12 protein-coding genes are annotated in these 12744 nt (G+C 61.7%); 7 read left to right on the top strand and 5 right to left on the bottom strand.

Features of this window, described 5'->3' with window-relative positions; translation table 11 throughout:
• Positions 1 to 166 precede the first annotated feature (166 nt).
• Positions 167 to 325, top strand: a complete 159-nt coding sequence (locus tag AWB82_RS37640; RefSeq protein WP_159462587.1) for a hypothetical protein — start codon at positions 167 to 169, stop codon at positions 323 to 325.
• Between the two features lie 333 nt (positions 326 to 658).
• Here AWB82_RS37640 and AWB82_RS13680 read toward each other — a convergent pair whose 3' ends face one another.
• Together AWB82_RS13680 and AWB82_RS13675 are read right to left on the bottom strand one after the other, a co-directional pair.
• Positions 659 to 1408 carry a glutathione S-transferase family protein gene (locus AWB82_RS13680; RefSeq protein WP_086967919.1) on the bottom strand — a complete coding sequence of 250 codons (750 nt, stop codon included), beginning with the start codon at positions 1406 to 1408 and terminating at the stop codon, positions 659 to 661.
• Between the two features lie 550 nt (positions 1409 to 1958).
• Positions 1959 to 3071 carry a LacI family DNA-binding transcriptional regulator gene (locus AWB82_RS13675; RefSeq protein ID WP_086967863.1) on the bottom strand — a complete coding sequence of 371 codons (1113 nt, stop codon included), beginning with the start codon at positions 3069 to 3071 and terminating at the stop codon, positions 1959 to 1961.
• Between the two features lie 329 nt (positions 3072 to 3400).
• On the opposite strand from AWB82_RS13675, the gene AWB82_RS13670 reads away from it, so the two are divergent.
• Genes AWB82_RS13670 through AWB82_RS13655 form a run of 4 tightly spaced genes read left to right on the top strand, consistent with a single transcriptional unit; the run spans position 3401 to position 7846 of the window.
• The gene (locus AWB82_RS13670) at positions 3401 to 4729 is read left to right on the top strand and encodes an MFS transporter (protein WP_086967861.1); all 1329 of its coding nucleotides are present in this window, start codon (positions 3401 to 3403) and stop codon (positions 4727 to 4729) included.
• Positions 4730 to 4787: 58 nt separating this feature from the next.
• Entirely contained in the window at positions 4788 to 5732 is a 945-nt protein-coding gene (locus AWB82_RS13665) for a dihydrodipicolinate synthase family protein (RefSeq protein ID WP_268811025.1), read from the top strand.
• 54 nt (positions 5733 to 5786) lie between these two features.
• Positions 5787 to 6899, top strand: a complete 1113-nt coding sequence (gene aroB, locus AWB82_RS13660; protein WP_086967857.1) for a 3-dehydroquinate synthase — start codon at positions 5787 to 5789, stop codon at positions 6897 to 6899.
• A 14-nt stretch (positions 6900 to 6913) separates the two neighbouring features.
• Complete coding sequence (locus AWB82_RS13655) at positions 6914 to 7846, top strand: PfkB family carbohydrate kinase (RefSeq protein ID WP_086967916.1); 933 nt, start codon at positions 6914 to 6916, stop codon at positions 7844 to 7846.
• Here the strand turns inward: AWB82_RS13655 and tnpB are convergent.
• Complete coding sequence (gene tnpB / locus AWB82_RS39170; protein ID WP_096031431.1) at positions 7801 to 8106, bottom strand: IS66 family insertion sequence element accessory protein TnpB; 306 nt, start codon at positions 8104 to 8106, stop codon at positions 7801 to 7803. The genes AWB82_RS13655 and tnpB overlap by 46 nt on opposite strands.
• Before the next feature lie 157 nt (positions 8107 to 8263).
• Between tnpB and tcuC the strand changes: the two genes are divergently transcribed.
• A complete protein-coding gene (tcuC, locus tag AWB82_RS13645; protein ID WP_086967853.1) occupies positions 8264 to 9562 on the top strand; it encodes an MFS transporter in 1299 nt (432 codons plus the stop codon).
• A 26-nt stretch (positions 9563 to 9588) separates the two neighbouring features.
• Positions 9589 to 10371 carry a substrate-binding domain-containing protein gene (locus AWB82_RS13640; protein WP_086967851.1) on the top strand — a complete coding sequence of 261 codons (783 nt, stop codon included), beginning with the start codon at positions 9589 to 9591 and terminating at the stop codon, positions 10369 to 10371.
• A 3-nt stretch (positions 10372 to 10374) separates the two neighbouring features.
• Here the strand turns inward: AWB82_RS13640 and dctA are convergent, their stop codons facing one another.
• The gene (gene dctA, locus AWB82_RS13635) at positions 10375 to 11673 is read right to left on the bottom strand and encodes a C4-dicarboxylate transporter DctA (RefSeq protein WP_086967849.1); all 1299 of its coding nucleotides are present in this window, start codon (positions 11671 to 11673) and stop codon (positions 10375 to 10377) included.
• Positions 11670 to 12611, bottom strand: coding sequence for a LysR family transcriptional regulator (locus AWB82_RS13630; protein ID WP_086967847.1), 942 nt, complete (start codon positions 12609 to 12611; stop codon positions 11670 to 11672). Before AWB82_RS13630 ends, dctA begins: the two co-directional genes overlap by 4 nt.
• Positions 12612 to 12744: the final 133 nt, after the last annotated feature.

Genomic DNA, 12744 nt, shown 5'->3' with positions numbered 1-12744 from the left:
GGGGCAACGCGACGGATCCGCACAGTCCCCCCTCGTTTGGTTCTCATCTGCACGATGCTCACGCTGCCTGATCGCGATTGCGGCGCGCAGCGGCCGTCGTGCTGGATCGATGACACAGCACGACTTGCTTGGCTTAGTTTCCGAACTCAACCTGTAGCAGGAACTCATGGCGAACACCGACGGTCTCGAACCGGTCAATTCCCTCATCACGGAGAAGGCTGACAATCCCTGTGAATTTCCCGCCAGCGCGAATCACGGCATTTCGGAAGAACAAACTAAGCCGCCCGCGACCGCCGGGGAAGGCGATTTTCGTAAAGCTTCTTAGTCGTGGGACACTAAATCATCCGGTGGTGACGCGCGCGCGAGCGCAAAAAGACTGACGCTAAACAATTTCGAGGTCTCGCTGACGGATTACGTCACGCCCGACTTGCTGCTCGGCGCGGCGTATATCTGCACGACGGGCCAGTACCATCCGCAGGACGCTTCGCCCGCGTGGCGCCAGGTCAACGCGGGCCTCAACTACTTTTCTGAGCGAGGGAACAGACCCGTTCCTCGTCGGGATCTATCAGCACGCGGCGAAGGATGCGCCGCATGCGCAGATCTTGCCCAACCGGTCCGGTTCAAGGGCTGAAGATTCGATCGCCCGTCGAAGCGTCACCTACCCCGCGGACTGCGATGCCCAGTCGCTGAAACCCGGCCCCTCGTAAATTGTTTTATGGCTGGCCCATTCCACTTCAGCGGCCGTTGCATACGTCACGCCTGGTTCCCACCAAAGCGCGCCCTCCTGCCGGAAAGACGGTCGTCTTTCCATTCGCGCCACCAACGACTCGAGCCTGGGTCGGCCTGGCGCCCGCCATGATAGTCGCAGTGGCCGACGCTCGATGAAGTGACAGAAACAAGCGAGCAGGATGTCCTGAGCGGAAACCACGCCGGGGACGAAAGCGCCGTCGGCACCGACGAGCTGAGCCTCAAACCAATCGAGAAGATGCTGATTGCGAATGGCACATCGCGCGGCATGTCCATTCTCCTCATGCCGGACTCCGGACCATTGCAGTTGCGATACCGTCGTCGTCGACACGCCGAAGGTTTGCAACGTCGCCAGGACGAGCTTGTCGTGCCAGATGTGGGTCGCGCGCACGTAGTCAGCCGCCAGCGGCGCCATGCCTTGTGGCGCAGGACAGCCTGCATAGCTGGACATGAGGTAGTCGATGATCACGGCGGAATCCCACAAGGTCATGCCGCCGTCAACCAGGGTAGGAACTTGCAGCGTGGGCGCCACCTTCGCACGCTCTTCGGCGCTGGGTGTCGTAAAGGTCTCCACGCGCTCGAAGTCGAGTCCTTTTTCGACAAGCACGATGCGTACGGCACGCGCGAATGGCGATCCTGTCGTGAAGAACAGCTTGCGCATGTTTTCCTCCATGACTGACGATCTCGTTGAACTCACCGACGGATGCCCTGCTCCTTCACGCCCGGCAACCGACTGATCGACGACCCAATTTCACGAGTCTGAACCTTTCGACGACAGCACACCACAGGCAAACAATAAATTTCGAACGTCTTGCGCGCCTCTCTTTGCGGCGGTTTTCCGGAGAAGAGGCGTTTGAGCGCCGCACCGGCCTTAACGCGTAAGAATCCGACCCAGCCGGCCAACCCCGTTTCGAGCTCGCGTCGAAGTGCGCCACGCGTACCCGCTGACGCGCCTATGACGGCGCGATGCCCTCGAGCAAGCCCCTCAACCGCCTCACCGCCTCGTCGGATTCGGATTGGATCGTGCCCTTCAGCAGGATCCAGTTCGAGAGCGCAACCATAGCGAGGGCGCGCGATAAGTGAACTCGCGAACGAAGCGTGTACCGTTCGCTTCCGGCGTGAGTGTATAGGTGACGGTGCCGGCGGCTCGGCCATCGATCAGCCCGTCGATCGACCAGGCTGCGGGATAGGTTGCCCTGCTTGCCGCGCATTCATTGAGTGGGTACAGGCCCGGTTGATTCCCGCTCAATCAGTGAGACATCGAGCATCGCCGGATACCCAGGAGATTTCCCAGCTATTCGATCGATGAGATATTCGGCGGCCAATTCACCCATCTCCCGGTCTGGAACCCGGATGGTGGTCAAGGGCGGCTGGAACTGCGCGGCAAGTTCGATGTCATCGCAGCCCGATATCGACACTACGCCAGGCACGTCCAGGCCCATCGCGTTTGCCTCAAGCAGCGCGCCAATCGCCAAGGTATCGTTTCCGCACATGATGGCCGTGGGGACAGGCGCCTCGCTCATCAACTGCCGGAAGGCCTTCCTTGCAAAGGGAATACGAACAATCGAGTTATCGGGAATGACGGCGAGATGCTGCGGTCGGATTGCGAAGCCATTTCTTGCGAGCGTCGCGTGGATCGCCTTCAGGCGTGCCTGCACGCGACTATTGTCCTTCTGCGATTGAAAGATCACGCCAAAGCGCTGGTGACCGAGCGCGAGCAAACGCTGCGTCATCAATTCATACGCGCGAGCATGTTCGATGCCGACGCAGGGATGATGACTGTCCTCGCGTTTGCCGAACGTGACCACATACGGAATACCCTTGGCCGCGAGCAGTTCGAACAGCGCATCAGGATAGTCGTCACCCACCAGCGCGAGCGCGTCGACGCCACGCGCGATCATTCCGCGCGCCTGCCGGTACCCTTCCGCGGGATCGTACGACGAACAGGCGACGAATACGGCCAGCCCTTCCACACCGAGACGCGACTGGAAAGCCTGAAGCTGCTGATGAAACTTCTCGTGTTCGAGCGTAGGCACGATTGCGCCAACTGCATATGACCTGCGCGAAACGAGCGAACGGGCTGCCGCATTTGGCACCCAGTCCAGTTGGTCGACTGCGGCCTGTACCTTCGCGCGCGTCCGCGCCGTGACCTTCGATGGCTCGTTCAAAAACCGGGACACGGTGGCAGTTGAAACGCCGGCCAGACGTGCCACGTCGGCGAGAAGCGGCTGTCCAGCGGATGCAATGTTCTCGAACGTCAATGGTTCAGATCGAGGCTCGTTGAAGGCAGTGGATTTGTCCGCTGCGCCATCGGAGGCTTCCATCGTTCTCGGATCTCAATGTAAGCGATACGCTTACGATAAGTGTTTCCCCTTAAAGACGCAACCGTCTAGCACGGTCATCATCCTTTCTAGGCCCAAAATGTAAGCGTTAATCATCGTATTAAACGTATTTAATTGGGCAATTTAACCGTTCCGCTGGCTCATCCCCGACCGATACGAAGTAACTTGATTTTCGCTTACATTTTTTCGTCGCGGCGCTGTTTGCTCGTTTGCAAGCGGTCTCGGCTGTCAAGAATCGCCCCTGCGGATGTCAGCGAAGTCATGCCAGACCTCGTCCCGACCGTTGCGCCACGTCATATAAGGAGACACACATGACCGATCAGCATTTACCGCTCATAGCGCCGCCGCGCATTCGACGTCAACAGAGCGTCGCGCTGGCCTTGCTCGTGTTGAGCGGCGTGATCAACTATCTGGACCGTGGAACGCTTGCCGTGGCCAATGAACTAGTCCGTGGAGATCTCGGGCTCACGATGGGGCAGATGGGCGTCTTGTTGTCGGCGTTTTCGTGGACCTACGCAGTCTGTCAACTCCCCGTTGGCGTGCTGGTCGACCGGATCGGGCCTCGCTGGCTTTTGGGGATCGGCCTTGTCGTCTGGTCGGTTTCTCAAGCTGCGGGCGGTTTCGCCTCGACGTTTGGTTACTTCGTAATCGCCCGGCTCGTACTCGGGATTGGCGAAGCGCCCCAGTTTCCTTCAGCGGCGAGAGTCGTCGGCAACTGGTTTCCGCCTGCGTCACGCGGCACGCCCACGGGAATCTTCAACTCGGCCTCGCCTCTTGGCATCGCACTGGCCCCATTGATCCTTTCGCCGCTGATCGCAGCATTCAACTGGCGCTCGGCGTTTTTCGTAACGGGTGCTGCCGGCCTTGTGGTCGCCATCATCTGGCTTGCGCTTTATCGGGATCCGGTGAAGTCGCGCATGACGACAGAAGAACGCGCCTACCTCGAATCCGGCGTCGATGTCTCCGCGAAGCCGCCTGCAAAAGTAAGCTTCGCGGAATGGCGGGCCCTGTTCTCCTATCCCGCCACCTGGGGCATGCTGATCGGCTTTTTCGGCTCGGTGTACCTCAACTGGGTCTATCTCACCTGGCTGCCGGGCTATCTGCGCACGGCGCGGCACATGAGCCTTACCAACACGGGCTTCGCCGCCGCGGTTCCGTTCTTCTGCGGGTTCCTGGGTGCGTTGGTGGCGGGCTGGGTATCGGACCGTATCGCGAGCAAGAGCGCGTCGCCCGTAGGAGGACGCCGGAACGCGATGGTCCTCGCGATGCTCGGCATGGTGGTCTTCACGGTGCCCGCTGCCTTTGTCGAGAGCAATACGATCGCTCTCGCATGCATCTCGTTCGTGATCTTTCTCGCTAACGCTTCGTCGGCGTGCGCGTGGTCGCTCGCAACGATCGTGGCGCCGCCCAGTCGCATCGCCTCGCTCGGCGCGATCCAGAATTTTGGCGGTTTCCTGGGCGGAGCGCTGGCGCCTCTGCTCACCGGATACATCGCACAAGGATGGTCATTCGTGCCGGCGCTTCTGACAGGCGCGGGCATTGCCTTCGTCGGAGCCATGTCTTACCTGTTCCTGGTCCGCAAGCCGATGGCCGAACAGGGTCCGGACGCCGGCCCGAACGCGTTGCACGCGTCCACCTGACTTCGCGCGGCAAGCGACAGCCAATGTTCACCAATCACTTCTACAAGGACCACGCATCGTGAATATCAACACTCCCGCAACGGTCATCCAAGGCATTGTCCCGGTGATGCTCACTCCGTTTCACGAAAGCGGCGAAGTGGACTACGCAGGTCTGGAGCGTCTGGTCGAATGGTACGTCCAGCATCGTTCGGACGCGCTGTTCGCCGTCGCGCAGTCGAGTGAGATGCAGTTCCTGAGCCTTGCGGAACGTGTCGCCATTGCGCGATTTGTCGTCGACAAGGTTGCCGGGCGTCTACCCGTCGTCGCATCCGGCCATATCAGCAATCCGATCGCCGATCAGATCGAAGAACTTCAGGCGGTTGCACGCACCGGGGTACAGGGTTTGGTGATGGTGACGAACAGACTCGATCCGGACAACGAAGGCACGCCGACGTTTCTCGCCAATCTCCATCGGCTGTTGTCCGCGCTCCCGTCCGACATGCCGCTTGGTCTGTACGAGTGCCCCGCGCCGTACCGCCGCCTGCTCACCGACGACGAACTGAAAGCGTGTATCGACACTGGACGATTCATGATGTTGAAGGACGTAAGCTGCGACCTCGGCACCATCGCCCGGCGAGTCGCACTGGCCGAAGGCTCACCCCTGAAGATCCTGAACGCCAACGCCGCCGTTGCGTGGGACGCGATGAAGGCAGGAGCCGCAGGATTCAACGGCGTGTTCAACAACTTCCATCCCGATCTTTATCAATGGCTGCGCAGCGACAGTGCAGCCCATCCCGCGCTTGCGGCCGAGCTGTCGACTTTTCTGGTGCTTGCGGCGGTCTCGGAGGCGCTCGGATATCCCGCGCTGGCGAAGATGTATCACCAGCGAATTGGCACGTTCTCGTCGATTCGTTGTCGAGCGATCGACTATGATGTCCGCGAGCGCTTCTGGGCTCTCGACGCCGTGCTGGACAAGATCGTCGACGGTACCGAACAGTTTCGCTCGAAGATCGCCGCGCTGTAGCGCCAGACGGTTTCAAAGTCGAGCGTCCCCACAGTGAGCTGGCAAAGGAAGGCAATGAGCGATGTCACCGCAGTACCGAAGCAAACCAGCAGACGCACTGTTGAAATCGAGTTGGGCGATCGCAGCTATCCGATCATCATCGGCCACGGCTTGTTCGACGATGGTTTCATCTGGTCGAGTGCGGGCGAAGGCGATTGCGCTGCGATCGTGACCAACACGACCGTTCGACCGCTCTACGCAGAAAGTCTCGCCAAAGCGATATCGAGCCGTTTCAAACGCGTGATCGTCATCGAACTGCAAGACGGCGAGGTTTATAAGGACGCCGCTTCGCTCAACCACATTTTTGACCGCCTGCTTACCGAACGAGCGGATCGAAAATGCGTCCTGTTTGCCTTGGGTGGCGGGGTGATCGGAGATATGACGGGCTTCGCGGCGGCATGCTACATGCGTGGCGTTCCTTTCGTGCAGATTCCGACAACGCTGCTCGCCCAGGTCGACTCGTCGGTAGGCGGCAAAACCGCAATCAATCATCCGCTTGGCAAAAATATGATTGGAGCGTTTTATCAGCCGCGCCTCGTCGTCGCGGACCTGGACACGTTGTCAACGCTTCCGGCTCGTCAGTTTTCCGCTGGACTCGCCGAGGTAATCAAATACGGGCCCATCCTTGATCTGCCGTTCTTCGACTGGATCGAGGCGAATATCGATGCACTGATTTCGCGCGATCCAGACGCGCTGGGCCATGCAATCCAGCGCTGTTGCGAACTCAAGGCCGCAGTCGTGGCGAAGGACGAACAAGAGTCAAGCGTGCGCGCCGTTCTCAACTTCGGACACACCTTCGGCCATGCCATCGAAACCGGCGCCGGGTATGGCGTGTGGCTGCACGGTGAGGCGGTCGGCTGCGGCATGGTGATGGGCGCCGACCTGTCGATGCGACTTGGATTGATCTCCGAAGCCTATGCGATGCGATTACGCAGGTTGATCGAGCGCGCCGGGCTTCCCATCGTCGGGCCGCGACTCGGCGCCGACCGCTATGTCGAATTGATGGGTCACGACAAGAAGTCCGAAGGTGGCGAGATTCGGTTCGTGCTGATCCACGATGATGGTCACGCAAGCATACGGACGGCCCCGGGCGCTATCGTGCGTCAGGTAATCGAAGCGAATTGCTGAACGAGGAACAGATCATGTCCGACAAGCACATCATCTGTCTTGGCTCCGCACTCTGGGACACCATTTTAAGTGTGGATCATATTCCGCCTCACGGTGGCAAGGTATTGCCGACGATCGCAATTCAAGCCGCCTCAGGGATGGCTACGGTTGCCGCAGTGACCATCGCAAGACTCGGCGGCCAGGTGAGCCTCTGGAGCCGGATCGGCGATGACCATACTGGCCAGATGTTCATCGAGGATCTTGCGCACGAAGGCGTCGACACGGATGCGGTTCGACGCGTGCCGAACGTACGCACACCGTTCTCGACAATCCTGGTCGACAGGAACGGGGAACGGCTGGTCGTGCCGTATTTCGACCCGGCGCTCGACACCGACGCCGGGTGGTTGCCGCTACATGAAATCGTCGACGCGGGAGCCGTCCTCTGCGACATGCGCTGGTTGCAGGGCGCCGAACTGTTGTTCTCGCAGGCAAAGCGATTAGGTATTCCAACTATTCTTGACGCCGATGTCGCTCCCGTTGAAGATCTCCGCGCCATGATGCCGCTGGCAGACCACGTGCTCCTTTCCGAGCCCGCTTTACACTCGCTCAGTGACGAACCTTCGCCAGAGGCGGCGCTCATGGAAGTCGCGTCAACGTTGAGCGCCCAGGTGATCGGCGTGACGCTCGGTGCGAAGGGGTCGATCATTTGGCAAAACAGCGGCGGAGCCGGTACGCTGCGTCACTTTCCCACTATCAGCGTCCTTGCCCGAGATACGCTCAATGCGGGCGACGTATGGCACGGCACATACGCTTACGGCGTTGCGCGCGGTTGGGATCTTGCGAGGACCGTGCACGCGGCGAGCGTTGCGGCTGCAATGAAATGCGAGCACTTCGGCGGTCGGGCCGGAGCGCCCCATCTGGCTCAGTTGCTGGAGAGACTGGAACAATGCGAATCGGCGGTCCGGTAATCGACCGCTATCGGGTCAAGCTTTATACCTTCGAGCCAGGCATTGAGCTCCGCGAGCGCGAAACCGCGTTGTGCCAGTGCCGCGGGCGATCGGAAATGTCCATGTTCAAATCGCTTGCACCAAAGCGCGAACCCGGTGCGATCTCGATATAGGCACTTCACCTTCGTTCGGTTCCGACCGACGAACACGAACAGGCTTACGGAAGCGGGTCCTGCATCCTGAACGCTTACCGCTTTTCCGACCGAAAACCCGGCTTCCATCGGCTGAATCCACGCGCCGCCCCGCGTTTCGATTGATAACCATAGAACATCAATCATTCACAAGTTTGCACTTATCGTTTCAGCCGATAAGCGCGACTATTCTTGAAACCAAAATTCGCGGATTCCGCGCATTTCCAAGGATTCAGGAGACACCTCGATGCACCCCTCATCCCCCTCCCGCTCGCCCGGGCAGTCGAAGGCCGCCGCGGTATTTCGCGTGACGGCCGGCAATTTCCTGGAGCAGTTCGACTTCTTTCTGTTCGGCTTCTACGCCACGCAGATCGCCAACGTGTTCTTTCCCGCCGCGAGCGAATTCGCCTCGCTGATGATGACCTTCGCGGTCTTCGGCGCGGGCTTTCTCATGCGTCCGCTCGGCGCGATCATTCTTGGCGCGTATATCGACGATGTGGGCCGCCGGAAGGGTCTCATCGTCACGCTCTCGATCATGGCGAGCGGCACCATCCTGATCGCATTCGTGCCGGGATACGCGACGATCGGCCTTCTCGCCCCTGCCCTCGTATTGCTGGGGCGGCTGTTGCAAGGCTTCTCCGCCGGCGCGGAACTGGGCGGCGTGTCGGTGTATCTTGCCGAGTTGGCCTCGCCCGGCCGCAAGGGTTTCTTCACGAGCTGGCAGTCCGCGAGCCAGCAGGTGGCGATCATCGTTGCCGCCGCACTGGGCTTCGCGCTCAATCAATGGCTGGACACGGCGGCCATCGCCGCGTGGGGATGGCGCGTGCCCTTCTTCGTCGGCTGCATGATCGTGCCGTTCATCTTCATGCTGCGTCGCAATCTCGAAGAAACGCAGGAATTCAAGGCGCGCCGGCATCGTCCGACGATGAAGGAAGTGTTCGCCACGCTGGCCCGGAACTGGACCGTCGTGATCGCCGGCGTAATGCTGGTGGCGATGACCACGACGAGCTTCTATCTCATCACGGTCTATGCGCCGACTTTCGGCAGGACGGTTCTGCATCTGAGCACCGCGGACAGCCTGCTCGTGACGCTGTGCGTCGGTGTGTCGAACTTCGTGTGGCTGCCGCTGGGCGGCGCGCTCTCCGACCGCATCGGCCGCCGTCCGCTGCTGCTCGGCATGACCGCGCTCGCGATCGTGACCGCGTATCCGGCGCTGTCTTTTCTCGCTCACGCGCCGAGCTTCGTGAACATGCTGGTCGTGCTGCTGTGGCTCTCGTTCATGTACGGCATGTACAACGGCGCGATGGTCGTCGCGCTGACGGAAGTGATGCCGGTCGAGGTGCGCGTCGCGGGTTTCTCGCTCGCCTACAGCCTCGCGACGGCCGTGTTCGGCGGCTTCACGCCGGTTATCTCGACGGCGCTGATTCACTTCACCGGCGACAAGGCCGCGCCCGGCATCTGGATGAGCTTCGCCGCCGCATGCGCGCTTTGCGCCACGTTCGCGCTCTACCGTCGCCGCGCGGCGACGCTGACGCCGGCTCACTGATCACGCAACAGAACATGTCCCTAACCATGAAAAACCTGCTTCTGAAACTTTGCAGCGCGGCGCTGGTCGCGGTGTCGGTCGCGTCGGCGAATGTGCAGGCCGCCGAGTTGCACGTGATGAGTTCGGGCGGCTTCACCGCCGCGTACAAACTGCTCGGGCCCGGATTCACGTCGGCGACGGGCAACACGCTCGACACGGCGCTCGGGCCGTCGATGGGCAAATCGCCCGAAGCCATTCCCAACCGGCTCGAACGCGGCGAGCCCGCCGACGCCGTCATCATGGTCGGCTATGCGCTCGACGAGCTGATCAAGACGGGCAAGGTCGTGCCCGGATCGCGGGTCGAGATGGCGGACTCGCGCATTGGCATGGTCGTGCGCGAAGGCGCGGCGAAGCCCGACATCGGCTCGGTCGACGCACTCAGACAGACCCTGCTTCATGCGAAATCGGTCGCCTATTCGGACAGCGCGAGCGGCGTTTATATCGAGCGCGAGTTGTTCGCGCGGCTCGGCATCGAGGAGCAGATGAAGCAGAAGGCGAAGATGATTCCGCGCATCCCCGTTGCGTCGGTGGTGGCGAACGGAGACTACGAAATCGGCTTCCAGCAGGTCAGCGAGCTATTGCCGGTGAAAGGCGCGACGTTCGTCGGCAAGATTCCCGAGTCCTTGCAGTCCGTCACGCGTTTCGCCGCAGGCATTCCCGTCGGCGCGCAGCATCCGAAGGAAGCGAAAGCGCTGCTCGACTATCTCGCTTCGCCGACAGTGCAGCCCGAAGTGAAGTCGACCGGTCTCGATTCCGTTACGGCGCATTGACCTTCAGCCGGGTGCGTCGGTGGCGGGCGCGTCGGCGTTGCGCGGCTCGGCGGCCCGCAACATCGTTGCGAGGCGCGGCCGGTCGCACGCACCTTCCCACATCGAAACGAAGATCACCGCGCACGCATTGCTGATCACGCTCGTCAATGCGCGCGCCTCCGACATGAACCGGTCGATGCCCACCAGCAGCGCTACGGCGGCGACGGGCAGATCCGGTATCACCATCAAGGTCGCCACGAGCGCGACCAGCCCGCTTCCGGACACGCCCGCCGCGCCCTTCGACGTCAGCAGCATAACGCCTAGCATCGTCGCGATCTGTCCTGCGGAAAGCGGCACGTCGCACGCCTGTGCGATAAACACCGAGGCGAGCGTCAGATAGATCGCGGTGCCGTCGAGATTGAACGAGTAGCCCGCGGGCAGCACGAGTCCGACGATTCCCCTGTCGCATCCGAGCGCTTCGAGCTTGCCGATCAGACGCGGCAGGACCGGCTCCGTCGAGGACGTCGCGAGGACGATCACCAGCTCCTCGCGCAAGTAGCGCAGCAGACGCCAGAGCGCGAACCCGTGCAGCCGGGCGAGCGGCGCGAGCACCAGCACGACGAACAACACGCACGCAACATAGAACGACACCATCAACATGCCGAGCGAGCCGATCGAGCGGATACCGAAGCGGCCCACGGTGAAGGCCATCGCGCCGAATGCGCCGATGGGGGCGAGCCGCATGACGAGCGCGAGGACGCGGAACAGCGCCTGCGCGATGCCGTCGATGAACTCAAGCACCGGCCTTCCCGCGCGCGGATGCGCGTTCAGCGCGAAGCCGAACAGCAGCGCCAGCAGCAGGACCGGAAGCACCTCGCCCTTCTCGAAGGCGCCGAGCATCGTCTCCGGGATCACGCCGAGCGCGAACTCGACGAGCCCGTGCGGTTGCGAACGCTTCACGTATTGCGAAAGGATGCTCGTATCCAGATGATGCACGTCGATATGCATGCCCGCGCCCGGACGTATGACGAACGCGGTCGCCAGGCCGAGCACGAGCGCCAGCGCCGTCAGGAAATAGAACAGGCTCAGCGCCTTCAGGATCGTGCGTCCAATGGTCGTGCCGCTCGCGAGCGACGTGATGCCCGAGACGATCGTGCAGAAGACGATCGGTGCGATCATCATCCGCACCAGCCCGATGAATGCGTCGCTCACCGGCTTGAGCATCGCGCCCGCTTGCGGCCACACATGACCGACCGTCACGCCGAGCAGCATTCCGAGCAGGACCTGCACATAGAGCAAACGAAGCGGCGAAGTCCAGCTCACGATGCGGCTGTCCCTGCCGACTTTGCTGGCGGGCTGGAGTCGTCGCCGCGCTTCAACTCGATGATCGTGCGGTGAAACTGCTGCGCGGCCGGCGTGAGCGCACGGCCGCGCCGCGTCACGATGCCCACGCGCCGCTTCACCACCGGATCGACCAGCGGCACGCTCGTGAGAACCGGGTGGTCGCGCCCGGGCATTGCCATCGAGGGCACCGCCGCCACGCCGAGACCCGCTTCGATCAGACCGAGCAGCGTCGTGACGTGACGCGTCTCGCAGACACTCGGCGCGCGCGGCGCGACGGCGGAGAGCGCCTGATCGAGCAGCAGGCGATTGCCCGAAGTCTTGTCGACGGACACGTACTCGTGCTCATAGAGCTCGTTCCAGGTGACGCGTTTCTTTTGCGCGAGCGGATGGTCGCGCCGGCACGCGGCAACGAAGCGCTCCTGCAACAACACCTTGAAATCGACTTCGGCCTCCTGGCTGCCGATAAAACTCACGCCGAAATCCGCCTCGCCGCTGATGACGCTGCTGAGCACCTCGTTGGCGCTGGAGTCGAGCAGCTTGACCCGGATGCGCGGATAGCGGCGGTGAAAGCTCGCGACCACGTTCGGCAGAAAGTAATAAGCGACCGAAGGCACGCAAGCGATGGTCACGTGACCCAGGCGGCTCGACGACACGTCGCGGATGCCGAGAAGCGCAACATCGAGATCGTCGAGCAGTTGCTCCGCGCTCGGCGCGAACACGCGGCCGACCGTGGTGAGCGTGACGCTGCGTGTCGTGCGTTCGAAAAGGCGCACGCCCAGCGCATCTTCGAGCTTTTCGATGCGCCGGCTCAACGCCGGCTGGGAAATGTTGACCGACTCGGCGGCCTTTCGGAAGCTGCCCAGTTCGACCACGGCTCGAAACGCCTGTAAGTCATTCAAATCGAAATTCACGCCCACGCGCCGCCCCTTCCCGCAGTCAGTTGGGCGTATTCTTGCATGAGTTCGGGGATGTGCTCGGGGGAAATGGAGTCTGTCGACACTCTGACGCGCGGCCATTGCGGGAGGCGTCAGGGAACGTATACGCAACGCG

The organism is Caballeronia glebae (genome assembly GCF_001545035.1).
In the GTDB taxonomy this organism is placed as follows: domain Bacteria; phylum Pseudomonadota; class Gammaproteobacteria; order Burkholderiales; family Burkholderiaceae; genus Caballeronia; species Caballeronia glebae.
Note: the sequence above shows the minus strand (reverse complement) of the source record. Positions and strands in the feature narration are given on the sequence as shown.

Coding starts and splice junctions, on each gene's coding strand:
- AWB82_RS37640 (WP_159462587.1), top strand. CDS start 167: ATGGCGAACACCGACGGTCTCGAACCGGTCAATTCCCTCATCACGGAG.
- AWB82_RS13680 (WP_086967919.1), bottom strand. CDS start 1,408: ATGCGCAAGCTGTTCTTCACGACAGGATCGCCATTCGCGCGTGCCGTA.
- AWB82_RS13675 (WP_086967863.1), bottom strand. CDS start 3,071: ATGGAAGCCTCCGATGGCGCAGCGGACAAATCCACTGCCTTCAACGAG.
- AWB82_RS13670 (WP_086967861.1), top strand. CDS start 3,401: ATGACCGATCAGCATTTACCGCTCATAGCGCCGCCGCGCATTCGACGT.
- aroB (WP_086967857.1), top strand. CDS start 5,787: ATGAGCGATGTCACCGCAGTACCGAAGCAAACCAGCAGACGCACTGTT.
- AWB82_RS13655 (WP_086967916.1), top strand. CDS start 6,914: ATGTCCGACAAGCACATCATCTGTCTTGGCTCCGCACTCTGGGACACC.
- tnpB (WP_096031431.1), bottom strand. CDS start 8,106: ATGGAAGCCGGGTTTTCGGTCGGAAAAGCGGTAAGCGTTCAGGATGCA.
- tcuC (WP_086967853.1), top strand. CDS start 8,264: ATGCACCCCTCATCCCCCTCCCGCTCGCCCGGGCAGTCGAAGGCCGCC.
- AWB82_RS13640 (WP_086967851.1), top strand. CDS start 9,589: ATGAAAAACCTGCTTCTGAAACTTTGCAGCGCGGCGCTGGTCGCGGTG.